This window comes from Amycolatopsis sp. NPDC043885 (genome assembly GCF_056435685.1).
Window position 1 is genome coordinate 1 of sequence record NZ_JBWKEA010000035.1, and the last position, 25,499, is coordinate 25,499.

Here is a 25,499-nt window from a genome sequence, read left to right on the forward strand (position 1 = left end):
CACCACACAAGCCCTGGTCACCACGCCGACAGGCCGGTCAGTGTCCGTGAGGTCCTGAAACATCAACTGTCCGACATGTCCTGAACTCAGACAGACGGTTAGAACCGTCTTTACCACTCACGAGGGGGCTAGACCCGCTCCAGCTCGAAGACCGGGATGACGCGGCTGGTCTTGCTCTGGTACTCGGCGAACTGCGGCATGACGGCGGACTGCCTGGCGTAGACCTCGTCGCGCTCGGCGCCGGTGAGCAACCGCGCGCGGACGGGGAAGGTCTCGGTGCCGAGTTCGACCTTCGTGTCCGGGTTGGCCACCAGGTTGTGGAACCACGCCGGGTTGTCGTCGGAGCCGCCCTTGCTCGCGAAGATGAAGATCCGGTCGCCTTCGAGAAGCGGGACGAGCGGCGCGATCCGCTGGGTGCCGGATTTCGCGCCGGTGTGGTGGACGAGGACGAGCGGGTAGCCCTCGAACATGCCACCCGCCTTGCCGCCGGTCTCGCGGAACTCGGCGATCACGGTGCGGTTGATCTGGTCGAAGTCGAACGTGTCAGTCATGACCTCGATCGTATGACGCACTCAGTGACCGTATCGATGCCTGAAGACGCCACGAACATATCCGTTTGTCGCACTATCCTCGATGCCATGGACCTGTTGGCCGAAGCGCTCGCCGTGGGCGGCGTCCGTGGCACCGCCGGGGCGCGGATCGAGGCGTCCGGACCGTGGGGCATCCTCTGGCACGGCACCACCCGCGCCGCCTTCTACGCCGTCACCTGCGGCACCGCCTGGCTGGAACTGGCCAGGCACCCGCCGCGGCAGCTCATGCCCGGCGACGTCGTCCTGTTGCCGAACGGCCCGGAGCACACTCTGCGCAGCGCTCCGGACGTCGCGATCATTCCCAACCTGTGCACGGCGGCGGAGAAGGCGCGAGCCTGCGGCGGCGTGTTGCGCCTCGGGTCCGGCGAGGTGGACACCCATGTCCTCGGCGCGTCCTACGACTACGACCCGGCGGTGTCCACCCAGGTGCTGGCCACCCTGCCGGAACTGGTGCACATCCGCGCGAACCGTGTCGGCGGCGGGCTGGACGACACCGTCCGGCTGTTGTCGCGGGAGCTGGCCTCCCCGCAGATCGCCACCGAGTTCGTCCTCAACCGCCTCGTCGACATCCTCCTGGTCCAATTGCTCCGCGCGTGGCGGACCGAAAAACCGGCCGAGGCGCGAGGAACCTGGCTCGGTGTCCTCGGTGATCCGCTGATCAGCGTGGCACTGGCGAAGCTCCACGAGGGCCCGGCGAAACCGTGGACCACCGATCTGCTCGCGGCGGAACTGGCGACCTCGCGCAGCACGTTGACCCGGCGCTTCCGCGAAACCACCGGCCGGACGCCCGGCGAGTACCTGACCCAGTGGCGGATGGACCTGGCCGCCGTCCGGCTGCGCGACACCGACGACACGGTGGACACCATCGCCCGCTCGGTCGGCTACACGTCGGTGTACGCGTTCAGCCGCGCCTTCCGTCGCGCTCGCCGTCAGGCTCCTGGGCAATACCGGGCCTCGACGCGGGAAGGCCTCAAGCCGGTCGGGTGACGGATCGCTCGACGTTGAAGGTCGCGAAAGCCACTTTCGCGACGGGGGCACCGGACCGGCTTGGCCGGAACTCACCCCTCGACCGTCAGGCCGTCTCCTCCTCCGGCTCCGGCTCGTCCGCCGGCCGCGTGAACAGCCGAGTCGCCGAAAGCCGCGCGACGCCGTCCGGCTCGCCGAGTTCGTCGGTCGCGTTCCGGATCGTCGCGTCGACGGACAGGTACTTGCGCCCCGCCCGCAGATCCGCGTCGTTGCGCAGCCGCACGATCAGCGGGAACTCGCTCAGCGCGCCGGCGTCGAACAGGCCAGTGGTGTAGATCAGCTGGACGCCCAGCGCCTCCGCGACCGCGCGCTGCAGTTCCAGCAGATAGCCCGCCGACGCACGGCCGATCGGATTGTCGAGGAACAGCACGCCGGAATGCCGGTTGCGGGCCTTGCCGCGGTTGTTCGCCCGCAGCGCCGCCAGGGTGCAGTACAGGATGATCGCCGCGGTCAGCTGCTGCCCGCCGGAGAACACGTCCCTGATCTCGGAGACACGCTGCCGCTCGGTCCGCAGCACGGAGTCCGGCTTCAGCATGTCGACCCGGAAACCCTTGGGAGCGGCGGCCTGCACGCCGCGCAGGACGAGCGAAAGCCCGTCCCGCTTGACATCCCGGCCGTCGGAGGTCTTCCCCACCGCGGCCTCGTCGACGACCTCGCCCAGTTTCTCGGCGAGCACGTTCTCCTCGAGTTCGGTGAAGCGGATCCGCAGGAACTCCTGGCCCGACCAGTCGCCGAGACCGTCCGGCAGCCGCGAAACCCGTTGTGCCGCACGGAGAGTGCGCAGTGCGCCGTCGACCATGCCCTGCAGGCGGGTGATGATGCCGCCGCGGTGCCGGTCGATCTGCGCGAGATCGTCGGTGAGCGTGCGCAACCGGGGCCGCAGCGCCTCCGCCCATTCCGCGGCGTGGGCGGGCAGCTGATCGCGGCGGACCGAGATCACCTGCTGCCGCACCGGCGTGCTGAGCTTCTCGAACCGCTTGTCCGTGGCGTACTGCGCCAGCTGGTCGGCCGCGGCCCGCACCCGGCGGTCACCCGCGTCGGCGGCGTCCTGCGCCTCGGTGAGCGAGGTGTTGAGCCGCGAGTGCTTGGCGCGCGCGGATTCGACATCGCCCTCGAACGCCGCCACTTCGTCCTCTTTGGACAAAAGGTGCGCCATGGATTCGGCCAGCAGGCCGAATCCGGACGCGGAGGCCTTCGCGGACTCCAGCGTCGCTTCGGCCGCGGCGCGGCGCTCCTGCAGCTCCTCCCATTTCCGCGCGGCGGCGGACACTTCCAGGCCGGCGTCGTCGATGAGCGCCAGGCCGTGTTCGATGTCCTTCGGCCGCGCGTCGGACGAGATCGCGGCGAGCTGGGCGCTCGCTAGCTCCGGAAGCTGGTTCAGTTCCGCCTTGCGGGTCGCGACGAGCCCGACGATCTCGGTGCGCTCTTCCTCCAGCACCGCGACCGCGCGGTTCGCCCGCGCTTGCGCGGCCGCCCGTGCCGAAGCGTCGGAGCCGTCCGGCGTTTCCAGCAACGCCGATGCCCGCTCGCGGACGGCGTCGTCCAGGGCCTCCACGGCCGCCCGCGTGGACGCCTCGACACTCTCGGCCTGGTCGAGTTCGGCACGGAGGTCACTGCCGACCTCCACCTTCGCGTACGCCTCGGAAGCCGACGCGAACGTACGCCGCAACGCGTCCACCGGTTCGGTGGGCACGGGGTCGTTTTCGGTGACGTCACTCGATCCCGGTACCTCGGCCAGTTCCGCTTTCGCGGTCGTCGCCGTGCGGCGGTGCCCGTCGGCGGTGCGTTGCTCCTCGCTCGCCTGTTCGCGCAGCCGGGACGCCTTCACGGCTGCTTCGGAAGCCGTCGCCTCCGCCCGCTGGGCGGTCTCGGTCGCGCGTTCGACGTCGTCCGTCCACTCGGGAATCTTCGCGGCACGCGCGGCGAGCGTTTCGAGCCCGCGGGCCCGCTCCCCCGCCTCGGCCGAAGCCGCACGCAGTTCGGGGACCCGTTCCCGCAGCCCTGCCGCCTTCTCACCGAGGCGCTGGAATTCCTTTTCCGCCTGCTCCAGCGCGGCCTGCGCGGTTTCGTGCGCGGTGCGCGCGTTCTGGAGCTGCTCGGCCAGTGTCGCGATGCTGCCGGGCGGGTAGTCCTCGCGCCAGGTCTTGAGCTTCCACGACAGGGCGCTGTCGTCGGCGAGCGACGTCGCCAGCGCTTCCAGCCGACGCTGACGCTCCGCGTGCCGGAGCGCGATGGCCTCGCGCTCGGCGTCTGCGGCTTCCTCGTCGTACATCGCCGGGTTGGGCGGCACCAGGAATTCGATCCCGGCCTCGTCCGGCAGACGGTCGGTCGTGGTGGCCTCGGTCGTGGCGACCGGGATGATCGTCGTGGGCAGCAGACGCCGCTCCGACAGGACCTTCTCGGCGCGCCGGACCTGATCCGGTTCGTTGAGCAGGATCCCCGAGACCAGCTGGGGCGCGCGGGCCAGCACGGCCGCCCGCCGCTTCTTGTCCAAAGTAGACAGATAGCGCCAGCCGGACCACGCGTTCATCCCGGCGGCTTCCAGCGCGTCCAACGCGGCCTGGACCTCTTCGGTGGCGGGCAGGAGGCCGCCCGAACCGAGCGCGTTCAGCGCGCGCTCGTCGACCGATTCCTCCATCCGCAGCGCGGTCTGCTCCTTCTCCGCGGCCGAACCCGCCTCGCGTAGACGCTCCAGCAATACCGGAAGGTCCGTCTCCAGCGTGACGTCGTCCGCGCCGAGGAGCTCGCTCAGCCGGGGTTCGACGGCTAGCGCGTCGGTGCGCCGGTTGGCCCGGTCGAGTTCGTCTGCCGCGCGCTCCAGACGGTCCTTTGCAGACCCCGCGAGCCGGTGCGCGTCGTTGACGGTGGCCTGCGCGGATCGCAGATCCTCCGCGACGCGTTCGAGTTCCTGTTCGCGCCGGACGAGTTCGGCGGCGGTCTCCTCGGTCTCCGCCCTGGCCGCACGCGCCGCTTCGGCGACGTCGGCACCGGCCTTGAGCGCGCCGGACCGGACGGTTTCCGCGATCTCCTCACGGATTTCGGCGATCCTCGCTCCCAGCCCTCGGGCCTCCGCCCGGCGCGAGGCCGCGAGGTTCGCCGACTCGTCGCGTTCCGCCTGAGCCTTCTCCGCCTCGGCACGCAGCGCGCCGACATGGGCTTCGGCCTTCGCCGCCTGCTCGGTGGCGTTCTTGGCCAGGGCCAGCAGGCCCCGCGCGAGCGCGCCCGCGGCGGCGTTGCGCGCCTGCAGCGCGGGCTGCGCCTTCTGCTCGCGATTCCCCACCAGTTCCCGGAAATCTCGCGCCTTGCGCGACGCGTTGAGGTGGTTCAGCACGGTGGCGCATTCACGCCAGGCCTCGGCTGCGGTCTTGGCCTCGGCCAGTTCGCCGTCGATCCGCTTCTTGCTCTCCTGCGCCTCCTCGAGCCGCAGTTTCCCGACCAGGCGGCGGAGTTCGGTGACCCCGGCGGTGAGACGGCGGTGGTCGCCCTCGGCCAGTTTCTCCGCGGACTTCACCTCGTCGACGTGCTGTTCGAGCCCGCTCAGCCGCTCGTTCTCCAGCTTGTCGCGCGCGGCGACCTGCCCGGCCAGCGTCCGCATCTCGGCGCGGGCCGCGTCGGCGAGCTTCCGTGAAGCGGCGGCGACGCTTTCCTCGTCCGCCAGCGGCGTGAGCAGGTCGAGCGCGCCCGCGACGAAATCGCGCTCCGACAGCAGATCCCCGCGCCGTGCGAGGTTGTGCGCGTACGTCGCGACAACCTCGGCGAGATCCTTCGGCTCCTCCTCCGAAAGCACCGCGCGCAACAGGAACTCGACGAACGCCTCGTCGGTGCTGAACGCGAAGGCGTCCGCCGCCTCGCCCTCACCGGCGTTCATCGCGCGCTGGTACCGGAAGAGTTCGGTGTCGAGGCCGAGCCCGTCGAGCCGGGACGTCCATTCGTGGTGACGCCGCGTCCAGAACAGCTCCAGTTCGGGCTCGCCGCCGTGCACCTTGTCGAGCTGGTCGTGGAAGCCGGACATCGTCAGCAGCCTGCCGTCCGACGTCAGCGGGAGCGAGTCCAGATCGAGCGAGGGCGTCGGCCGGAAGCAGTACCAGGAATCGACGAGGTTCTCCGAGTCCGCCGACACCACGTGCCCGCGCCATTCCGACACCTTGCCGGTGATCACCCGGTGGCCGGTCTCGACCTGCAGCCACTCCAGCACGACGTGCGAGACGTCCTTGGCGGCGACGAACTTCTCCAGCACCTTGGTGTTCGTCGTGCCGACGACCTGGCGGCGGCCGGGCAGCATGACCGAGAAGATCAGCTTGATCAGGACGGATTTACCGCCGCCGTTCTCCAGGAACAGCACGCTCGCCGGCGACGGGCGCCGCGGCGGCCCCTCCCCCGCCAGGTGGATCCCGGCGCTGAACAGCGCGTCTTGTTTGGGCGCGGTGATGGCCGCGCCGACGCCGCTGAAGTCCAGCACGACATCCTGGTACCGCGCGCCCGCCGGGCCCACCGAGTGCAGGCGAACCCGCGAAAGCTCGTACATCGATTCCCCTTGTTAGAGCGTGTCCGACGCGGCCGCGCGCAAGGTCCCGCCGCCGTTGGCGACCGAGACGACGTTCAGTTCGAGCAGGTCGTCGAAGGCCGCGTCGGCGGCGAGTTCACGCACCTGCACCTGATAACGCGGTGTCGTCCGGTAGGTCCCGCCCTGTTCTCCGCTGACCTGGACGAGAAACCCTTGATCGGCGAGGAAGCGCAGAGCGCGCGCGACCATGCCGCGAGTGGTGTCCGACGCCAGCCTGCCGTCCTTGGTCGCCGCGGCCGCCGGACGCCGGGCGTAGGCGCGCCAGGCCTGTTCGAGTTCGGGCGCGTCGGCCAGCGGGTCGTTGTTCGCCTCAGCCTCCGCAGCGCGCTCGTCGAGGATCCGGCAGGCCTCCCGCACCATCGCGTCCACCTGCTCGACACTGACGCGGCCGATGTAGGTGTCGTTGGCGAGATCGTCCGGGCGCGGGTAGCCGAGCGCGGCGGTCGCGAGGTGGACGAGCCCGTGCAGGACCTTCTCGGTCTCCCGGCGTTCGCGGATCTTGCTCTGCCGCGCGTAGCTGTCCATCTTGATCTCGAAGACGGACTCGTCGGTCGCCGCCAGCACGGCACCGGCTTGGAGGTTGACCTCCAGCACCATCAGCCCGAGCCCTGCCGCGACCGCGTGCGTGAGCTGCTTGAACGCCCTGTCTTCGCCGTAGCGCCGGACGAGGTCGCCGTACACGACGTCCCGCGACGGCAACTGCTTCGGGCGCATCCCGAAGGAGACGAGCCGGGCCGCGGATTCGACGTCCCCTGTGGTCGTCACGCGACCTCCTCCTCATCTTCGTGGCGATCGACCGTGGCCGACGAAAGCAGCAGATCCGCTCCGCCGAACTCGGGATCTTCGAGCAGCGTGCCGTCGTCGACGGCCAGCAGCACCTGGCGCTCCCCCTGCCGCAGCGCCGCGCCGACCTCGGGACTGTAGGCGTGCACCGCCCGCAGGGCGACCAGGGCCGGCAGCCCGGGATCGATCCGGCGAGCTTCTTCGAGCAGCCCGGACAGCCTCCGCGGCACCTCCGGCAGGTCGAGCAGGTCGTCGGCGAGGCGCCACTGCTCGTCGCCGAACCGGTCGGTGACCTCGGCGGGCATGAGTTCGGGTTCGGGGATTTCGCCGACGAGCTGGTCGCGTTCGGGGGCAGGCCGCAGCAGCAGCGACACCAGCGACGACAACGACGGCACGGTCGGTGGGGAGATCCCGGCGCCGGCGTGGAAGAACGATTCGGCGGGCGCGACGGCTTCGGCGATCGGCAGGCCCAGCGTCGGCATCAGGAGCTGGCCGAACAGGTCGATCGTCGCGCGCTGCGGCGGCCCGGAGAACTGCTGACGGTCCTGCTCGGCGCGGAACACCGCGCCCGCGTCGGCCAGCCGTGACTGGAGCCGGGTGTGGCGGCGGATGCAGTCACCGACGATGTCGACGAGCTCGGCCGCGCGGCGTTTGCGGTCGAGGTCCTCGGTCTCGTCCCTCGACGCGGTGATGTTCTTGAGGATCGCGTTCTCGGCGCGGAAGCGGGACTCGATATGGGACAGCGCCTGATCCAGCAGGTCCGGGACCTCGCGCTCCCAGTCGACCGCGCGCACGTCGCGCCGGGTGGCGTCGAGCTTGGCGCGCAGGGTCTCGCCGTACTGGACCGTCCGGTAGCGGGCCTGTTCCGCCGCGAGCTTCGCGTCGGCAAGGCGGCCGCGGTTGATCAGGTTCTCCAGTTTGACCTCGGCCGCGATCTGGGCCGACTCGACGTCGGTGTCCAGCGCGCCGACGAGCACGTTGATCGCCTCGTCGGTGGCGCGCAGGTAGACCTCGCCGTCGGGTGCGGCCAGCTCGACGAGCAGCTTGAAGTCGAACTGGCGGCGCTGGTAGCCGCCGCCGGGGCCGATGGAGCCGTAGACGCGGCGGAACCCGCGATCCGTGGTGCCGACGTTGATCAGGTTGTCGAGGACCCACCGGGCGACCTTGGCGTGCTCGTCGGGCGTCCGGCCGGGCGCCTGGAGCGCCACGAACGGCAGCAGCCGCGCGATCACCTGTTCGTGATCGGCGCCCGTGTCGAAGTCCATCGAGACGGTGACCTGGTCGATCGTGTGCAGGGCGATCTCGGCCATCTGGTAGATCGTGGCGTCCGCCCAGTCCAGCTTCGCCTTGCGCGCGTCGAGGTCGTGCAAGGGCGCGGTGCAGGCCAGCGCCTTGAGGCGGCGGGTCAGCCCCTCGTCGGCCAGCCCCATCCCGGTCAGCTCGTCGTCTCGCACAGCAGGCCAGGCTAGTCGCCGCCCCTCGCGCCCCGCACGGGTGACCGGGGTGCCCGGCGCTCCGGGCGGCGGTAGCGTCTGGTTCATGCGTGAAATGAGCCGGGACGAATGGTGGAAGTTCGCGAGCGAGGGCACGCGGACGGGCATGCTCGGCCTGGTCCGCGCCAACGGGGCGCCGATCGTGACGCCGGTGTGGTTCCTGCTGAACGAGGGGCCGGACGGTGACGAGCTGATCTTCACCACCGGCACGGACACCCTCAAGGGGAAGGCGCTGCGGCGCGATCCGCGGCTTTCGCTGGCCGTCGACGACCAGCGGCCGCCGTACTCGTACGTGCAGTTCACCGCCGAAGCCGTGTTGCACGACGACCTCGACGAGATGCTCGAATGGGCGACCAGGCTCGGTGGGCGGTACATGGGCGAGGACAAGGCCGAGGCCTACGGCAAGCGGAACGCCGTGCCCGAGGAGTCGTTGGTGCGGGCGCGGATCACGAAGGTGATCGCGCGGGCGGACATCGCCGGCTGACGCCTTTGTCTCCGCGTGAAGGCCCCCTTCCCTCCCATCGCGTTTAGTCCTCTGGATGCGGTCCTTGCGTGTGCAAGGACCGCATCCAGAGGACTAAACGCGTTTCGGGAGGTGACCCTCCGTGTTGATGTTGGTCAAGTATTGACACGAAGCACCCGCTGGTGTGTGATCTGAACCATAGATAGGAAAGTTTCCTAACTAAAACTCCACGTCCCCCGCCGGGCTCGCCCGGTCCGCCGTTGCACCTCCCGACCCCGAACTTCACGCATGGAGGCTCCAGTGGCACCCCGACCACCGTGGCGCGCGCTGCTCACGTGTGCCGCCGCGACGGCGATGACCTTCGCCGTCCTGCCGGCTCTGCCCGCCGGCGCGGCACCGACCGATCACGAATCCGAAGCCGCGACGATCTCCCAAGGCGCCGTCGAAAAGAACCACGCCGGCTATTCCGGCACCGGGTTCGTGAACTTCGACAACGTCATCGGCAGCTATGTCGAGTACACGGTGAACGCCGCGCAGGCCGGAACCCAGACGCTGACTTTCCGCTACGCCAACGGAACCACGATCGACCGGCCCGTCTCCCTCAGCGTCAACGGCACGGCCGCCGGGACACTGTCCTTCCCCGGTACGGGGGCGTGGACCACCTGGAAAACCGTCACGAAGGACGTCGCGCTGGCCGCCGGGGCCAACAAGATCCGCACCACCGCGACGACCGCGAACGGCGGTCCCAACGCCGACAAGCTCACCGCGAGCGGGGTGCTCGACGCCGAAGCGCCGACCCCGCCGAAGAACCTGGCCGCCAAGGACATCAAGGCCCGCAGCGCCACCTTCACCTGGGAGGCCGCGACCGACAACGTCGGCGTGGTCCGCTACGACGTCATGCGCGGCGGCAACGTTCTCAAGACCGTCGACGGGAACACGCTCACCACGACCGTCGACAACCTGCAGCCGAACACGGCCTACGACATCTCGGTCGGCGCCTTCGACGCGGCCGGAAACCCTTCGCAGCAAAGCAATGTCGTCCAGTTCACGACACCGCCCAGCGGGGACACCACACCACCGACGGTGCCGGGGAACCTCCGCTCGACGTCGGTGACCGCGAACAGCGTCTCCTTGGCGTGGAACGCTTCCACGGACAACAGCGGCACGATCGCCGGCTACGACGTGTACCAGGGCACCACGAAGGTCGCGACGACGCCTTCGCTCGAAGCCACGGTGACCGGCCTGACAGCGAACACGTCGTACACCTTCACGGTGAAGGCGCGTGACCTCGACGGCAACGCATCGGCCGCGAGCAACGCACTGACCGCGAAGACGAGCGGCGCCGCGGGCGGCGGGATTCCCGAATACGACAAGGACATCACGAAGGTGGACCTCGCCTGGTCCGTCGACTTCCTGCCGGACGGAACCGGGCTGGCGACCGAACGGGACCGGTTCGAGATCCTGCGGATCACGCCGTCGGGCGAGAAGACCACGCTCGGCAAGGTTCCCGGCGCGGTCGGCACCAGTGGCGAGGGCGGCCTGCTCGGCATCGCGATCTCGCCGAACTACGCCACCGATCACGCGATCTACCTCTACCACACGGCTTCCGGGGACAACCGGATCGTGAAGATGACCTACGAGAACGGAAAGCTGTCCTCGACGTCGACGCCGGTGCTCACCGGGATCGCCAAGAACCGTTACCACAACGGGGGAAGGGTGCGGTTCGGTCCGGACGGCAAGCTCTACGCCACCGTCGGCGACGGGCAGAACAAGGCGACGGCGCAGGACAAGAGTTCGCTCAACGGGAAGATCCTGCGGCTCAACCCCGACGGCTCGGCGCCGAACGACAACCCGTTCTTCTCCACCGGCGGCAACGCCCGGTACGTCTGGAGCTACGGGCACCGCAACCCGCAGGGCCTCGCGTGGGACTCCCGCGGCCAGCTGTGGTCCTCGGAATTCGGGGACGGCACCCAGGACGAGCTCAACCTGATCCAGAAGGGCGGCAACTTCGGCTGGTCCCAGTGCGAAGGGACCACCGGCAGCTGCGCCGGCACGATCGCGCCGAAGAAGACCTGGCCGACCAGTTCCGGCGGGCCGAGCGGGATCGAGATCGTCAACGACTGGATCTACGTCGCGGCCGTCACCAGCCAGCAGCTCTTCGCCACCCAGATCAACGCGGCTGGCAACGGCGTCGGCTCGGTGCAGTCGCTGTTCTCCGGCCGCTGGGGCAGGCTCCGCTCGGTCACCAAGACACCGGACGGCGGCCTGTGGGTCACCTCGACCAACGCGGACAAGAACGGCGGCACCCCGAGCGGGATCGACAACGTCGTGGTCCGGCTGAAGTTCCCCGGTGCCTCGCAGCCGGGAGCGTTCAAGCTGACCAGTTCCGCGTTCGCCGACAACGCGTCGATCCCGGACAAGTTCACCTGCGCCGGCGACGGCACCGCGGGCCAGGACACCTCCCCGCCGCTGGCGTGGGGCGCCGGGACCACCGGCGCCAAGGGCTACGCGATCGTCTTCGCCGACGTGGCCAACAACGGCAACAAACCGCACTGGGCGATCTGGGACATCCCGGCGTCCTCAGGGTCCACAGTGTCACTGCCCGAAGGCCTCGGAGCGGGCTACACCGTCCCGAACCAGAACGGCGCCAAGCAGAAGGCCATGGGCAGCGGGGCGAACTCGCAGAAGTACTTCGGCCCCTGCCCCGGCGGCTCCAGCCATCCCTACACCTTCACGCTCTACGCGTTGAAGTCGGCAACGGTTCCGGGCTTGTCCTCGTCCTCGACGATGGCTCAGATCGAAACGGCGATCAAGAACGCCTCGACGGCCAACGTCAAACTACGCGGCAAATCCAGCGCCGCGTCCTGAGCACGGTCGGGGTGTCCGGAGCGGCGCCGGGCACCCCGACCGTATCCAGTGTGAGCTGGAGGAACGCCACCCCGTCCGGGACCTCCCGGCGGGGTGGCGTTTTACGTGCTCACCAGCCGAACAGGTTCCGCATGATCCGCCCGCACCGCTCGGTCATCGCCGCGGCGTCCTGGTCCGGCTGGTCGATCCACCAGCTGATCAGCGAATCGACCACGCCGGTCCACACCTGCGCGATCGCCTCGATGTCGCGATCGTCGTCCAGGCCCCGTGAGCGCATCAGCTGGGCGGCGCCGACCAAGGCGAACCCGTCGAGCCGGTAGCGGTAGTCGATCGCGACGCCGGCGATCTCACCCGTCGAGGGCACCGTCGGGTCGCGGAGCAGCTTCCAGGCGTACCGGTCGTTGTCGAACGTCTCGAAAATGGCCGAGAGCACCGCGAGCGGCATCCGTTCCGGCGGCTCGGCCTCCGCCGCCATCGTCTCGGCGACGCCTTCGGTCAGCCTGTCCCCCGCGCGGTGCAGGCAGGCGAGGTACAGCCCGTCCTTCGAGCCGAAGTACTGGTACAGCAAGGGTTTCGTGACACCGACCCGGCGGGCGATCTCCACCATCGACGCCCCGGCGTACCCGTTCTTGCCGAACTCCTCCGTCCCGGCGCGCACGATCTGGGCCTCCCGCTCTTCGCGGGGCACCCCCTTCGTGCCGACGGCCCTTGCTTCTGTCACGGCGATTATCTTACCCTGAGGTAAGTGACCCTCGGGTAAGTTACCTGATGGTCAGATTACGGGGGCGGACGAGGGAGAGGTGCGGTGGCGGATTTTCTTGCCCATCTGAGTGACCCGGTGCTGCTGGCGACACCGGTGTTCCTGCTGTTCGTCGCGATCGAGATCCTCGCGCTGCACGTGCTGGGCCACGACGACAACGTCATCGGTTACAGCGTCAAGGACACCCGCACGAGCATGTCCATGGGCGCGGTGGCGGTGGTGATCAACGGTGTCTTCCGCATCGTCATGCTGTTCGTGTTCGCCGCGCTCTACGAACTGGCGCCGGTGAAGTTCAGCCCGCACGACTGGTGGACCTGGGTCCTGATGCTGCTGGGCCAGGAGATCGTCTTCTACGCCTACCACCGGGCGAGCCACCGCGTCAGGATCATGTGGGCGGGCCACCAAGTGCACCACTCGAGCGAGCACTACAACTTCTCGACGGCGTTACGGCAGAAGTGGACACCGTACTTCCAGCTGCCGTTCTGGTCGGTCCTCGCGCTCGCGGGCATCCCGCCGTGGATGATCCTCACCGGCCTGTCGATCGACCTCGTGTACCAGTTCTTCGTGCACACCGAGAAGATCCGGAAGCTGCCGCGCTGGTTCGAGTACGTGTTCAACACGCCTTCACACCATCGTGTGCATCACGGCAGCGACCAGGAGTACCTGGACGCGAACTACGGCGGCATCCTGATCATCTGGGACCGGATGTTCGGCAGTTTCGTGCCGGAGGGCAAGCGCCCGACCTACGGGCTGACCAAGAACGTCGAGTCCTACAACCTGCTCAAGGTCGGCTTCCACGAGTACGGCTCGATCCTGCGCGACGTCCGCGCGGCGGGGTCGTGGCGGGACAGGCTCGGCTACGTGTTCGGCCCGCCGGGGTGGCAACCCAGGGAGGCGTTAAGCGCTCCTGCGCAAGGCGGGTGAGTTCTCCGGGCGGATCTCCGGCGGGAGGCTCTCCAGCGGCGGCCGCTGCGTGAGGGCCACGTCGGTGAGCACGAGTTCCCGCTCGACGGACTCCCCCGCACCGCGCCGGAACTGGGCGAGCGACGTCGACGGGGGCGCCGCGGAGATCACCCGGCCCCCGCGTTCCAGCCGGTCCATCAGGGTCAGCATGATCTGCGCGGACATCCGGCCGAGGGCCTGCGTGCTCTGGTGGCGGTGGGTCCGGTGACCGAGGTCGACCTGCGCGAGCGCGTCGAGGCCGTGCGCTTCGAGCAGGTCGATGAGGTGGCCGACCTCGACGCCGTAGTGCGTGACGAACGGGATGCCTTCGAGCACTTCACGGCGTCCCGCGTACTCGCCGGCGAGCGGCTGGACGAAACCGGCCAGTTCCGGCCAGTACATGTTGAGCAGCGGCCGGGCGACGAGTTCGGTGACGCGGCCGCCGCCGTCGGGTTCGACGCCTGCCGCCCCGGCGAGCGGACGGTGGTAGAAGCCTTTGACGTAGGCGATCCCCGGGTCGGTCAGCAGCGGCCCCAGCAGACCGGTCACGTAGCCGGCGGTGAAATCGCGGAGATCGCCGTCGACGAAGGCGACGAGATCGCCGGTGGTTTCGGCGACGCCCTTCCAGAGCGCTTCTCCCTTGCCTGCCAGGCTTTCCAGCTCCGGGAACACCGCGTCCTGCGCGACGACGCCCGCTCCGGCCGCACGGGCGACCTCGGCGGTGGCGTCGGTGGAATGGCTGTCCACCACCAGGATCTCGTCCACCAGGGGGAACTGTTCGACGAGTTCGCGCCGGATGGTGCCGACGATCGCGCCGACCGTTTCCTCCTCGTCGCGGGCCGGGATCACCACCGAAACCCGGGTCCCGCGTTTGGCGGCGACCAGCTCCGCCGCCCACCAGTCACCCGCCCGGCTGCTGCGCCGCGCGAGCCACCTGCCGACCTCCGCCGATACCCGCATGGCTGTCCCTTCCTCGAAGATCACCTCTCCGGCGATCTTCGAGTGAGGCTGTTTCCATCGGTCGTCACCGCGGAAACCGCCGCGTTACGCCTGCCCGCGACAGGTTAACGCCTGGGAGAGGACCTCCCCGGTCCGTCGCTTGGCGAGGTAGAACGCCGCCTCGTGCGGTTTCGCGCCGTTGTCGACGGTGTAGCCGCTGTCCAGGACACCGTCGGCGCCGGGGAACATGCCGCTGAGATCCGGCCGGGCGGCGACGAGATCGTCCCGGTCGGCCAGGTTCACCCAGCGCGCGACGCCGGGCGGGACACACGGCGGCTGCGGACGGGTCCGTTCGTAGACCACCGTGCGCAGGCCCAGCGGCGAGCCGAGGGTGAGCAGCAGCGGCAGCGGACGGCCATGCCGATGGGCGGCTTCGTAGGCGACGACGGAACCGAGCGAATGCCCGACGATCGCCTCGGTCTCCGGCCCGATGTGCTCGGCGACGCGCTCCTGCACGCGTTCCCGGATCGTCTCGTCGGTGAGGTACAGCGTCACCTGTTTGAGCGCCTTGACCACCACGCGTTCGGCGAACGCGACCCCGAGTCTCGCGAACGGCTTCAGCCGCACCAGCGCGTTCAGCACCGGGCGGGCGGCCGCGCGCACCCCTTGGGTCTCCCCGGCCGGGCCGTCGAGCTGGGCCAATTCAGCCCTCGCCCGGTCCCGGTCCGTCTCGCGGGACGCCGACGAAGCAGCGTTGCGGAGCCATTCCGCCGCCAGGGTCTCGGCGAGCGCCCACTCGTCCGCGGTCAGTTCGTCCGCGCCGCCTTGCTGGCCGTCCTTGCGGAAAAGGTCGCCGTAGAAGGCCATTCGCGCGTCGCCGGGCCGGGCGTCGCGCCACACGGCGTCGGCCAGCGCGGTGTCACCGGCGAGCCGGACACCGCCCGCCAGACTCGGCAGCCATTCGGCCTCGAGGGTGTCCGCGGACTTCTGTTCCTGGGCGATGCCGTGCACCAGAACGATCCGAGCCATGGCGCACAGTATCGCGGCCCCTTGCCGGGTGACCGCCCGATGAGACAAAGTGATCTCCGTGGGAGAGCGCAGGTCGTTGGTGGTCGCGTCGCAATGCGACTCACTGAACCTTCTCTCGTTCCTCCCCGACGCGGGGCATCAGGTCTCGACGGCCCTGCTCGACCCTGAGATCGGCGGCTGCGTGCCCGCGCTCGAAGACGGCCGCGGCCTGCTCGTCGACCCGACGATGGTCGAACTGGACGACGCGCTCGTGAAGGCCTTCGAGCGCGCGTCGGAAGACGAGGCGACGCTCTTCCTCTCGCTCGTCGGCCACGGCGAATACGCCGACGACGACTTCTACTTCCTCACCAAGGACACCGGCCTGCCGGTGGACAGCCGCAGGTCGTTCCTGTTCGCCCAGCGCATCAAGGAGCTGCTCGGCCGCTACTCGATGCTGGACGGTCTGGTGATCCTGCTCGACACCTGCCACGCCGGTATCGGGGCGAGGCAGGCGGGCCAGCGCTGGCTGAGGATCGTCGGCGAAGCGGGCAAACGTTTCGACCTACTCACCGCCTCGGACGACCGCGTCGCGGCCAACGGGTGTTTCAGCCGGTCACTGGTCTCGGTGCTGCGGTCGGGGCACGCGGAGTTCGGCGAACGGGTCCGGTGCGCGGATCTCAAACGGGTGATCACCGGCCTGTGCCCGATGCAGACCGCCATCCACCTCGGTTTCGACGGCACCCGTGAGGTGGCCGAGGCCGATCAAGGGCTGTGGCTCGCGCTGAACTCCTCCCCCTCTTGGCGGCGTTCCCCGCTGGCGGGCAACCCGGCCGCGCCCCGGATCGAACGGCTGACCGCGAACTACCAGCAGGATCCGAAACTCGGCGAGACCGTCGGGCGCCTGCTCACCGGCGCCCGGCTGGTCGCGATCACGGGTGAGGCCGGCGCGGGGAAGTCGACCATGCTCGCCGCGCTCGCCCGGCCGTCGGTGGCCGGCTCCTACGTGCCGCCCGACTTCCTGCACGGCGTCCTGTTCGCGAGCCGCGGCGACACGGCGGAGCGGCTCGCGGGGGAACTCGCCCGCCAGTTGCGGCGCACCGTGCCCGGTTTCGCCGAAGCCGAGCAGGCTCACCATGCCGGGCTCGACGACGCCGCCCGCAGCGGTGCCAGCGCTTTCGATCTGGCGCTGCTCGGTCCCCTGCGGACGCTCGCTCCACAGTGGACCGAAGCACCGGTGCGGATCGCGATCGACGGGCTCGACGACCTCGACCCCGACGTCCGGGAACGCCTGTACGGCCTCGTCCGGAGCCTTTCGACGGACCCGGGCTTGGAGCTGGTGACGACGGTCGTGGCGACGCGGGATCCGGGGCGCCTTCCGCCCGCGGCGGAGGTTTCACTGGTACTGGCCGGCGGTTTCGAGCCACCCGGCGGGTGGTGGCCGACCGTGGATCCGCGGCCGGTGACGCGGGAACCCGAGGACGCCGAAGAGTGGGGTCGCCATCACGCCGGTTCGGCCACCTCACCGAGGATCACCCCGGCCACCCTGATCATCGACGTCCCCGGTCAGCCGCCCGCGCACCACGAACTGTCCTTCGGGCTCACGACGCTCGGCCGCAGCAGGAACGCCGCGGTCCGCCTCGGGGACTCGCGGGTGTCCCGGCTCCACTGCAAGATCCGCTGGGACGGAACGACCGCGTGGCTGACCGACCTCGACTCCGCCAACGGCACCTTCGTCAACGGGCAGCGAGTGCCGGACGCCGAGCTGGCGCACGGCGACGTTCTCCGGCTCGGTGATTCGACGGTCACCTTCATCAGCGTCGCGCAGGTGGATGAGGCGGCCGAGGAAGACGTGTCCGACGTCGAGCAGGGCACCGGTGCGGTGGCCTCGCCGCGGCCGGGTCACGCGCTCCTGCTGGAACTGCTGGGGCTGGCCGCGACCCGCGGGCCCATCCCGATCTCGATCCTCACCGCGGCGAGCGCGGCGGCGGGTGGCCCGGAGCGGCGGGTGCACGTCCGTGATTTCCTGGCCGGGCTCGGAGACTCGGTCAGCCGGACGCGGGCGGGTCTCGCCGACGAAACCGTCCTGTGGACCGAAGAACCGCCCGTTCTCTCCCCCGACGCGGCGACCCGCCAGCACGCCCGGCTGGCGGCGGCGACCTCGGAGGTGGCACTCGTGACCGTAGACGACGAGCCGACGCTGGAACAAGGCTACGCGGCGGCCAACGAGGCCGAGCACTTCTGGCTCGCCGGACTCCGCGAAGACGCCCTCGCCGCGCTGGAGCGCAGGGCGTCCCACATCCCCGTCGAGAACCGGGAACGCTGGGCGGCCTGGGCGAACCGCGCCGAACGGGAACTCGGCGAGACCGACCGGATCACGCTGCGCTGCAAGGCACGGCACGCGACGTGGACCGGCAAGGCGGGTGACGCGGCCGCGGCGCTCGCCCGATTCGAAGAACTGCTGCCGATCGCCACGATCACCCTGTCGGACGGCGACGAAGACGTCTTGAGCATCCGCAACAACATCGGGCATCTGCTCGCCGAGCTCGGCCGCTTCGAAGAATCCCGGATCGAGTTCGAAGCCCTCGTCCGCGACGCCAGCCACGCTCTCGGAGCTGATCATCGCGAGACCCTGCACGCACGGCATTTCCTCGCGGTGGCGACCGGCAAGACCGGGAACGGGGAGGAAGCCCTCCGCCTCTCCAGGGAATTGCTGCCACAGGCGAAACAGGCGCTGGACGAAGACGAGATCGTCAGCCACGTCCGGCACAACATCGCTTTCTGGAGCGCCGAAATCGAGCACCCCCCACCCGTCGTTTCGGACTACCGACGGCTCCTCGACGAAGCGAGGAGACGGCAGAGTGACCGGCATCCCGACGTCCTCGATCTCCGGTTCGGCCTCGCGCTCGCCCTAGCCAAGGCGGGCCAGGTCACCGAGGCGCTCTCGACCTGGACCTCGCTGCTCAGCGATTCCGTCGAGGTCCGCGGCGAACGGCACGGCGAAACCCGGAAGATCCGCGAGCAGCTCGGCTACTGGGGTACGCGGGAGTGAGCGGTGAGCGCACCGCGGACACGCTCCACTGTGGACTATCGACGATCGCCATCAGGGCCGTGCAGCAGCCGGGCGGCCGCCATGGAACTTCGGCGAACACCGCATTTAGTCCTCTGGATGCGGTCCTTGCACACGCAATTACCGCATCCAGAGGACTGAACGCGAGCTGATCAGGCCTCGTCTTCTTCGAGCATGTCCGGCGTGACCGCGGATTCGGTGTCCGGAATGCCTTGTTCCTTCGCCTTTTTGTCGGCCATCGCCAGCAGGCGGCGGATCCGGCCGGCGACGGCGTCCTTGGTCATCTGCGGATCGGACAGCTGACCGAGCTCTTCGAGCGAGGCCTGCCGGTTCGACAGGCGCAGCTTGCCCGCGGCGAGCAGGTGCTCCGGGGCGGATTCGCCGAGGATGTCCAGCGCGCGCTCCACCCTGGCCGCCGCGGCGACGGCCGCGCGGGCCGAACGACGCAGGTTCGCGTCGTCGAAGTTCGCGAGCCGGTTCGCGGTGGCGCGCACCTCGCGGCGCATGCGCCGCTCTTCCCAGGCGAGCACACTCGTGTGCGCGCCGAGCCGGGTCAGCAGCGCGCCGATGGCGTCACCGTCACGCACGACGACCCGGTCCGCGCCGCGGACCTCGCGCGACTTGGCCTGGATGCCCATCCGCCGGGCGGCGCCGACGAGCGCCAGCGCGGCCTCGGGGCCGGGGCAGGTCACTTCGAGCGACGACGAGCGCCCGGGTTCGGTGAGCGAACCGTGCGCCAGGAACGCGCCGCGCCAGGCGGCTTCCGCGTCGGCGACACCACCGGACACGACGGCGGCGGGCAGCCCGCGCACCGGGCGGCCGCGCTGGTCGATCAGGCCGGTCTGCCGGGCGAGCCCCTCGCCGTCCTTGACCACCCGGACGACGTACCGCGTGCCCTTGCGCAATCCACTGGAGGAGATGACGTGGACGTCGGACTGGTGTCCGTACAGTTCGTGGATCTCCTTGCGCAGCCGCCTCGCCACCGAACCGGTGTCGAGTTCGGCCTCCACCACGACGCGGCCGGCCACGATATGCAGCCCGCCCGCGAATCGCAGCATCGACGCGACCTCCGCGCGGCGCGGGCCGATCTTGGTGATCTCCAGCCGGCTCAGCTCGTCCTTCACGGCGGCGGTCATCGCCATCGCTGCCCCTCCATACCTTCAGCTCCTCCCCCGGTGAGACCGAGAGCGTCCCGCATACAGCCCGCGAGCGCATCAGGATCATGCCGCCCCGTCACGACCGGGTCAGCCACCGCCCCCAGCAACGCCCGCGCGCCCAGTCTCCCGGCGGCGTCCCGCAACCGGGCTGGTGAGGGCACCGAGTCACGATCCGCGATAACCGCGTCCACCCGCAAATCCGGGGCGTGTTCGAACAGTACGTCCAAATGCTTCTCCGGCGAGAACCCCGCCGTCTCCCCCGGTTGGGGGATCAGGTTGAGGATCACGACCTTCGTGGCGTCCGTTCGGAGCAACGCGTCGTGCAGATCCGGCACCAGCAGATGGGGCAGCACACTGGTGAACCACGACCCCGGGCCGAGGAACACGACGTCCGCGCCGAGCACCGCCTCGATCGCCTCGGCGCAGCCACGCGGGGGCCGGTCGGCCTGGCCGGACGGGTGCAGGCTGATCCGGTGCACTTGCCCCGGGGTCGTCGCCACCGCCACCTGACCGCGGATCCGCCGGACCGCCTCGGGATTCTCGGCGTCCAGCCCCGAAACCTCACCCTGGATCTCCAGCGGTTCGGGTGACATCGGCAGGACGCGGCCGGAGATGCCCATGAGCCTGCTCGCCTCGTCGAGCGCGGCGACCGGATCACCGAGCACCTCGAACAGCCCGGCCAACAACAGGTTCCCGACCGCGTGCCCGGCGAGCGCGCCGTCGCCGCCGAAGCGGTGCTGGAACACCTCCGCCCACAGGGTTCCGCCGTCTTCGGCGGCGAACGCGGCGAAGGCCTGCCGCAGGTCGCCCGGCGGCAGCAGCCCGAGCTCCCGGCGCAGCCTGCCGGACGAGCCCCCGTCGTCCGCGACGGTGACCACGGCGGTGACCTGCGAGGTCACCCGGCGCAACGCGGTGAGGGTGGCGTGCAGGCCGTGCCCGCCCCCCAGTGCGACCGCGCGCGGATCACTCGCGGCCAAGGTCGCGGTGCACCACCTTCACGGCCATACCATCCTCATTGGACAGACGCTGGGCGAGTTCCTCGGAAATGGCGACGCTGCGGTGCTTCCCGCCCGTGCAGCCGACGGCCAGCGTCAGGTACCGCTTGCCTTCGCGCTTGTAGCCCGCGCCGATCAGGCGCAGCAGCTGGTGGTAGCGGTCGAGGAACTCGTCCGCGCCTTCCTGGCTGAGCACGTAGTTGCGGACCTCGCCTTCGAGACCGGTGTGGTCGCGCAGTTCCGGGATCCAGAACGGGTTCGGCAGGAATCGGACGTCCATCACCAGGTCGGCGTCCATCGGCAGGCCGTACTTGTAGCCGAACGACAGCACGGTGACCCTGGTCTGCGTGCTCGCCTCGGAGCCGAAGGCGTCCTCGATCTTGGCGCGCAGGTCGTGCACCGAAAGCGACGAAGTGTCGAGCACAAGGTCGGCCTCTTCCCGCAGCGGCTCCAGGAGCGTGCGCTCGGCGGTGATGCCGTCGGCGAGCCTCCCGTCGCCCTGCATCGGGTGACCGCGGCGGACGGCCTCGAACCGGCGCACCAGCACCGCGTCCGTGGCCTCCAGGAACAGGACTCGCGGCTTGTACCCGCGGGCGTCGAGGTCCTTGATGACCGACGCCAGGTCGTCGGTGAACGCGCGCGAACGCACGTCCATCACCACGGCGACCTTGGTGATCGCGCCCCGCGCCTGCGCGCCGAGCTCGACCATGGTCGCGATCAGCTCGGGCGGCAGGTTGTCCACCACGAACCAGCCCAGATCCTCCAGGCATTTCGCGGCGGTGCTGCGGCCGGCGCCGGACAGACCGGAAACGACCGCGACCTCCATCCCCGAACCGCGGCCTTCTTCTTGCGCACTCACAATGGTCCCTTCACCGGTCACGTACTGGACTCCCCCGCCGCCGCGGCTTTCTCCCCTGCGAGTGCCGCGACGACCGCTTCGGCGGTGCGCCTGCCGAAGCCGGGCACCGCCTCGATCTCCTCTATCCGCGCTTCGCGGAGCTTCTTCACCGAGCCGAAATGCTTGATCAGCGCGGTACGGCGAGCCTGCCCCAGCCCGGGCACACCGTCCAATGCGGACACCTGCATCCGTTTGGACCGCTTCTCCCGGTGGTACCGGATGGCGAAGCGGTGCGCCTCGTCACGCAGCCGCTGCAGCAGATACAGCGCGTCGGAGGTGCGCGGCAGGATCACCGGGTCGGGGTCGCCCGGGAGCCACACCTCCTCCAGCCGCTTCGCCAGGCCGACCACGGCGACGTCGGTGACGCCCAGTTCGGAGAGGACGTCCGCGGCGGCGGTGGCCTGCGGGCCCGCGCCGTCGACGACGAGCAGGTTCGGCGCGTAGGCGAACTTGCGCGGCTTGCCGGTCTCCGGGTCGATGCCCGGACGGTCCGGATCGACCTCGGCACCCTCGGCGTTTTCCTTGAGGTAGCGGGAAAACCGGCGACGGACGACTTCGGCGATCGAGGCGACGTCGCCTTCCTCCGCGGCCTCGCGCAACGCGAAGCGCCGGTACTCGGACTTGCGCGGGATCCCGTCCTCGAACACCACGAGCGACGCCACCACGTCACTGCCCTGGATATGGCTGATGTCGACGCATTCGATGCGCAGTGGCGCGGTTTCCAGCGCCAGGTAGTCCTGCAGTTCCGCCAGCGCGGCCGACCGCGCGGTGAGATCGCCGGCGCGGCGCAGTTTGTGCTGGGTGAACGCCTCGCCGGCGTTGCGCGTCACCGTCTCCGCGAGGGCGCGCTTGTCGCCGCGCTGCGGGACCCGCAGGCTCACCCTCGACCCGCGCAGCCCGGAAAGCCACTCGCCGAGCGCCTCCGCGTCGGCGGGCAGTTCGGGGACGAGGACCTCGCGCGGCACCGGCGGGCCGCCGTCGGGATCGTCCGCGCGTTCGGCCTGCTCGCCGTAGAACTGCGTGATGAAGTGGTCGACGAGTTCCTGGACGCCCATCTCCTCGGCCTTGTCGATCACCCAGCCGCGCTGGCCGCGGACCCGGCCGCCGCGCACGTGGAAGACCTGGACGGCGGCTTCGAGTTCGTCGTGGGCGAAGGCGACGACGTCCGCGTCGGTACCGTCGCCGAGCACGACCGCCTGCTTCTCCATCGCGCGCCGCAACGCGCCGAGATCGTCCCGCAGCCGGGCGGCACGCTCGAACTCCAGCTCTTCGGACGCGGCCGCCATTTCCTGTTCCAGTCGGCGGATCAGCGCGTCGGTGCGGCCGGCGAGAAAATCACAGAAGTCCTCGACGATCGCGCGGTGTTCGTCGGCGGAGACCTTGCCGACGCACGGCGCGGAACATTTGCCGATGTAGCCCAGCAGGCAGGGCCTGCCGATCTGGCCGTGCCGTTTGAAGACGCCCGCCGAGCAGGTGCGCGCCGGGAAGACCCGGAGCAGCAGGTCGAGCGTTTCGCGGATGGCCCAAGCATGCGCGTACGGACCGAAATACCGCACGCCCTTCTTGCGCGCGCCGCGATAGACGTGCAGGCGCGGGAACTCCTCGTTCATCGTGACGGCGAGGACGGGATAGCTCTTGTCGTCGCGGTAACGGACGTTGAACCGCGGGTCGAACTCCTTGATCCAGTTGTACTCCAGCTGGAGCGCCTCGACCTCGGTACTCACCACGGTCCACTCGACGCTCGCCGCCGTCGTCACCATCTGGCGGGTGCGCGGGTGAAGGCCGGTGAGATCGGCGAAGTACGAGTTCAGCCTGCCGCGGAGGCTTTTCGCCTTGCCGACGTAGATGACCCTCTTCGTGGCGTCACGAAATTTGTACACGCCGGGGGCGTCCGGGATGCTCCCCGGCGAGGGACGGTAGGTGGTCGGGTCAGCCACGCCGCCAAGCCTATGGGGCACCACCGACAGTCTTACGAGGCCCCGTCCTTAGCCGCGCTCCGGTCAACCCTTCGAGTGGCCATTCCCACGATCCGGTCCGTATTTCACTACGTATACCGACCTAAGTCGGGTCTTCGGCCGGAACCGACGTTCGTTGGTTCCTGGCGAGTGAACCGGTTGATTACTTTCCGTCCCAGTTCCACTTCACTCGGTTCTTCGTCAGATGACGCTCGAAAGGACTCCTGCACCGTGAGCCGTCTTCGTACGCTGGGCGCCGCCACCCTCGCCGCCGCAGCCCTCACCATGACCGCCGGCGCGGTCGCCTCCGCGGGCACCCCCACCGGTGTCCAGCCCAACATCGTGGGCGGCGGCACCGCCCCCACCGTGAGCTGGGGCGCCCAGATCTACGTCAACACCCCGGGCCGTCAGTGGGACGGGTTCAACTGCTCCGGCAGCGTCATCGCCCAGCGCTGGGTCCTGACCGCCAAGCACTGCCTCGACTCCGACGGCAGCGGCATGCGGGTCCGCGTCGGCAGCAACCAGCTCCAGGGCGGCCGTGAGATCGCCGTCGACCGCAAGGTGTCCTCGCCGAACGGCGCCGACATCTCGCTGCTGCACCTGGCCTCCGACGCCGGTGTCACGCCGATCGGCCTGGCCAGCTCGAACCCGTCGGTCGGCAGCACCAACCAGCTCTACGGCTGGGGCCGTGAGACCCCGACCGGCCCGCCCGCCTTGGCGCTGAAGGTGGCCAACGTTCGCGTCACCGGCACCTCGCGCGACGCCTACGGCGGCCCGGCCATCCAGAGCGTCGGCATCGACGGTTCGGCGTGGAAGGGCGACTCGGGCGGCCCCCAGGTCTCCAACGGCGTCCAGGTGGGTGTCGCTTCGACCGTGCAGAACCAGAGCGGTTCGAACATCCGCGGCACCAACAACTACGGCAGCGTCGCTTCGGCCCGCTCCTGGATCCGCTCGACCACCGGGGTCTGACCTCCACCCCGGCCGGGGCCCCTGTCGCGACGTGACCCGTCGCGGCAGGGGCCCTTTCACGTCAGGGTGTCGGTGGGGTGTGGGACGCTCGCGGGCATGCGGATCGCGACCTGGAACGTGAACTCGATCGGACCCCGGCTGCCAAGGGTGCTGGACTGGCTCGGCTCGGTACAGCCGGACGTGCTGTGCTTGCAGGAACTCAAATGCGGCACCGACGCCTTCCCCTTCGACGCCGTGAAGGAACTGGGCTATGAGACGGCCGCGTACGGCATCGGACGCTGGAACGGCGTCGCGATCGTGTCCCGCGTCGGCTTGGAAGACGTGACACGGGGCCTGACCGGCGAGCCCACCTTCGAGGACAAGGCCGACGCGCGGGCCATCGGCGCCACCTGCGGCGGGCTGCGGCTGTGGTCGGTGTACGTGCCGAACGGGCGTGACCTGGAGAACCCGCACTACGGCTACAAACTCGCCTGGCTTTCGGCGCTGGAGGCGACCGTGCGAGAGGAGCAGGCGCGCGGGCTGCCGTTCGCGGTGCTCGGCGACTTCAACATCGCGCCGACCGACGCGGACGTGTGGGACATCGGCCTGTTCGCCGAATCGACGCACGTGACCGAGCCGGAGCGGAAGGCGCTCGCCGCGCTGCGCGACCTCGGGCTGTCCGACGTGTTCCCGCGGCCGCTGAAGTACGACCACCCGTTCACGTACTGGGACTACCGGGCCGGGAACTTCCCGAACAACAAGGGAATGCGGATCGACCTCGTCTACGCCGACGCGACGGTGGCCGGTGCGGTGACGGATTCCTATGTGGACCGTGAGGCGCGGAAGGGGAAGGGGCCCTCGGACCACGCGCCGATCGTGGTGGATCTTTCGCTCTGAGCGGCCGGCCGGTCCGGGGCGGGTATCGGTCGGGGTGGTCGTGAGTGGCGATTCGGGTTCTAACCCGAATCGCCACTCACGACCAACGCGACCACCAGCGTGCCCGCCAGCCTCTCCGCCCACTGGTCCAGTTCTTCGGGGGACGG

18 protein-coding genes are annotated in these 25,499 nt (G+C 69.7%); 7 read left to right on the top strand and 11 right to left on the bottom strand.

Features of this window, described 5'->3' with window-relative positions; genetic code table 11:
- Window positions 1-128: 128 nt before the first annotated feature.
- Window positions 129-551 carry a nitroreductase family deazaflavin-dependent oxidoreductase gene (locus AC069I_RS44100; protein ID WP_340683117.1) on the bottom strand — a complete coding sequence of 141 codons (423 nt, stop codon included), beginning with the start codon at window positions 549-551 and terminating at the stop codon, window positions 129-131.
- A gap of 87 nt (window positions 552-638) precedes the next feature.
- On the opposite strand from AC069I_RS44100, the gene AC069I_RS44105 reads away from it, so the two are divergent.
- Complete coding sequence (locus AC069I_RS44105) at window positions 639-1,577, top strand: AraC family transcriptional regulator (RefSeq protein ID WP_478268058.1); 939 nt, start codon at window positions 639-641, stop codon at window positions 1,575-1,577.
- Between the two features lie 85 nt (window positions 1,578-1,662).
- On the opposite strand, the gene AC069I_RS44110 is transcribed toward AC069I_RS44105, so the two are convergent.
- From AC069I_RS44110 to AC069I_RS44120, 3 genes are read right to left on the bottom strand one after another with little or no spacing between them, the layout of a single operon-like run.
- A complete protein-coding gene (locus tag AC069I_RS44110) occupies window positions 1,663-6,141 on the bottom strand; it encodes a hypothetical protein (RefSeq protein ID WP_478268059.1) in 4,479 nt (1,492 codons plus the stop codon).
- Window positions 6,142-6,153: 12 nt separating this feature from the next.
- Window positions 6,154-6,894 carry a hypothetical protein gene (locus tag AC069I_RS44115; protein ID WP_046199931.1) on the bottom strand — a complete coding sequence of 247 codons (741 nt, stop codon included), beginning with the start codon at window positions 6,892-6,894 and terminating at the stop codon, window positions 6,154-6,156.
- A 47-nt stretch (window positions 6,895-6,941) separates the two neighbouring features.
- Window positions 6,942-8,393: a hypothetical protein gene (locus tag AC069I_RS44120; RefSeq protein WP_478227612.1), complete on the bottom strand. Its 1,452-nt coding sequence runs from the start codon at window positions 8,391-8,393 to the stop codon at window positions 6,942-6,944.
- Between the two features lie 109 nt (window positions 8,394-8,502).
- Here AC069I_RS44120 and AC069I_RS44125 point away from each other — a divergent pair, with 109 nt between their 5' ends.
- Entirely contained in the window at window positions 8,503-8,940 is a 438-nt protein-coding gene (locus AC069I_RS44125) for a PPOX class F420-dependent oxidoreductase (RefSeq protein ID WP_478227520.1), read from the top strand.
- A 333-nt stretch (window positions 8,941-9,273) separates the two neighbouring features.
- Entirely contained in the window at window positions 9,274-11,787 is a 2,514-nt protein-coding gene (locus tag AC069I_RS44130) for a PQQ-dependent sugar dehydrogenase (protein WP_478268065.1), read from the top strand.
- Window positions 11,788-11,896: 109 nt separating this feature from the next.
- Here the strand turns inward: AC069I_RS44130 and AC069I_RS44135 are convergent, their stop codons facing one another.
- Window positions 11,897-12,508: a TetR/AcrR family transcriptional regulator gene (locus AC069I_RS44135; RefSeq protein WP_478233847.1), complete on the bottom strand. Its 612-nt coding sequence runs from the start codon at window positions 12,506-12,508 to the stop codon at window positions 11,897-11,899.
- An 84-nt stretch (window positions 12,509-12,592) separates the two neighbouring features.
- On the opposite strand from AC069I_RS44135, the gene AC069I_RS44140 reads away from it, so the two are divergent.
- The gene (locus AC069I_RS44140; protein ID WP_478268060.1) at window positions 12,593-13,471 is read left to right on the top strand and encodes a sterol desaturase family protein; all 879 of its coding nucleotides are present in this window, start codon (window positions 12,593-12,595) and stop codon (window positions 13,469-13,471) included.
- On the opposite strand, the gene AC069I_RS44145 is transcribed toward AC069I_RS44140, so the two are convergent.
- Both AC069I_RS44145 and AC069I_RS44150 read right to left on the bottom strand, forming a co-directional pair.
- A complete protein-coding gene (locus AC069I_RS44145) occupies window positions 13,445-14,449 on the bottom strand; it encodes a glucosyl-3-phosphoglycerate synthase (protein ID WP_478268061.1) in 1,005 nt (334 codons plus the stop codon). The genes AC069I_RS44140 and AC069I_RS44145 overlap by 27 nt on opposite strands.
- A gap of 84 nt (window positions 14,450-14,533) precedes the next feature.
- The gene (locus AC069I_RS44150; protein ID WP_478227517.1) at window positions 14,534-15,457 is read right to left on the bottom strand and encodes a hypothetical protein; all 924 of its coding nucleotides are present in this window, start codon (window positions 15,455-15,457) and stop codon (window positions 14,534-14,536) included.
- 76 nt (window positions 15,458-15,533) lie between these two features.
- On the opposite strand from AC069I_RS44150, the gene AC069I_RS44155 reads away from it, so the two are divergent.
- A complete protein-coding gene (locus tag AC069I_RS44155) occupies window positions 15,534-18,485 on the top strand; it encodes an FHA domain-containing protein (protein WP_478268066.1) in 2,952 nt (983 codons plus the stop codon).
- 170 nt (window positions 18,486-18,655) lie between these two features.
- Here AC069I_RS44155 and whiA read toward each other — a convergent pair whose 3' ends face one another.
- The 4 genes from whiA to uvrC are packed head-to-tail and all read right to left on the bottom strand — an operon-like array spanning window position 18,656 to window position 23,490.
- Window positions 18,656-19,645: a DNA-binding protein WhiA gene (gene whiA, locus AC069I_RS44160; protein WP_005152315.1), complete on the bottom strand. Its 990-nt coding sequence runs from the start codon at window positions 19,643-19,645 to the stop codon at window positions 18,656-18,658.
- Window positions 19,636-20,637: a gluconeogenesis factor YvcK family protein gene (locus AC069I_RS44165; RefSeq protein ID WP_478268062.1), complete on the bottom strand. Its 1,002-nt coding sequence runs from the start codon at window positions 20,635-20,637 to the stop codon at window positions 19,636-19,638. The genes whiA and AC069I_RS44165 overlap by 10 nt, the downstream gene beginning before the upstream one ends.
- A complete protein-coding gene (gene rapZ / locus AC069I_RS44170; RefSeq protein WP_034311885.1) occupies window positions 20,624-21,481 on the bottom strand; it encodes an RNase adapter RapZ in 858 nt (285 codons plus the stop codon). The genes AC069I_RS44165 and rapZ overlap by 14 nt, the downstream gene beginning before the upstream one ends.
- Before the next feature lie 50 nt (window positions 21,482-21,531).
- Entirely contained in the window at window positions 21,532-23,490 is a 1,959-nt protein-coding gene (gene uvrC / locus AC069I_RS44175) for an excinuclease ABC subunit UvrC (RefSeq protein ID WP_478227514.1), read from the bottom strand.
- A gap of 249 nt (window positions 23,491-23,739) precedes the next feature.
- Between uvrC and AC069I_RS44180 the strand changes: the two genes are divergently transcribed.
- Window positions 23,740-24,477 carry a S1 family peptidase gene (locus AC069I_RS44180; protein ID WP_478268063.1) on the top strand — a complete coding sequence of 246 codons (738 nt, stop codon included), beginning with the start codon at window positions 23,740-23,742 and terminating at the stop codon, window positions 24,475-24,477.
- Between the two features lie 96 nt (window positions 24,478-24,573).
- The gene (locus tag AC069I_RS44185) at window positions 24,574-25,353 is read left to right on the top strand and encodes an exodeoxyribonuclease III (protein ID WP_478268064.1); all 780 of its coding nucleotides are present in this window, start codon (window positions 24,574-24,576) and stop codon (window positions 25,351-25,353) included.
- Window positions 25,354-25,499: the final 146 nt, after the last annotated feature.

Coding starts and splice junctions, on each gene's coding strand:
- AC069I_RS44100 (WP_340683117.1), bottom strand. CDS start 551: ATGACTGACACGTTCGACTTCGACCAGATCAACCGCACCGTGATCGCC.
- AC069I_RS44105 (WP_478268058.1), top strand. CDS start 639: ATGGACCTGTTGGCCGAAGCGCTCGCCGTGGGCGGCGTCCGTGGCACC.
- AC069I_RS44110 (WP_478268059.1), bottom strand. CDS start 6,141: ATGTACGAGCTTTCGCGGGTTCGCCTGCACTCGGTGGGCCCGGCGGGC.
- AC069I_RS44115 (WP_046199931.1), bottom strand. CDS start 6,894: ATGCGCCCGAAGCAGTTGCCGTCGCGGGACGTCGTGTACGGCGACCTC.
- AC069I_RS44120 (WP_478227612.1), bottom strand. CDS start 8,393: ATGGGGCTGGCCGACGAGGGGCTGACCCGCCGCCTCAAGGCGCTGGCC.
- AC069I_RS44125 (WP_478227520.1), top strand. CDS start 8,503: ATGCGTGAAATGAGCCGGGACGAATGGTGGAAGTTCGCGAGCGAGGGC.
- AC069I_RS44130 (WP_478268065.1), top strand. CDS start 9,274: ATGACCTTCGCCGTCCTGCCGGCTCTGCCCGCCGGCGCGGCACCGACC.
- AC069I_RS44145 (WP_478268061.1), bottom strand. CDS start 14,449: ATGCGGGTATCGGCGGAGGTCGGCAGGTGGCTCGCGCGGCGCAGCAGC.
- AC069I_RS44150 (WP_478227517.1), bottom strand. CDS start 15,457: ATGGCTCGGATCGTTCTGGTGCACGGCATCGCCCAGGAACAGAAGTCC.
- whiA (WP_005152315.1), bottom strand. CDS start 19,645: ATGGCGATGACCGCCGCCGTGAAGGACGAGCTGAGCCGGCTGGAGATC.
- rapZ (WP_034311885.1), bottom strand. CDS start 21,481: ATGGAGGTCGCGGTCGTTTCCGGTCTGTCCGGCGCCGGCCGCAGCACC.
- AC069I_RS44185 (WP_478268064.1), top strand. CDS start 24,574: ATGCGGATCGCGACCTGGAACGTGAACTCGATCGGACCCCGGCTGCCA.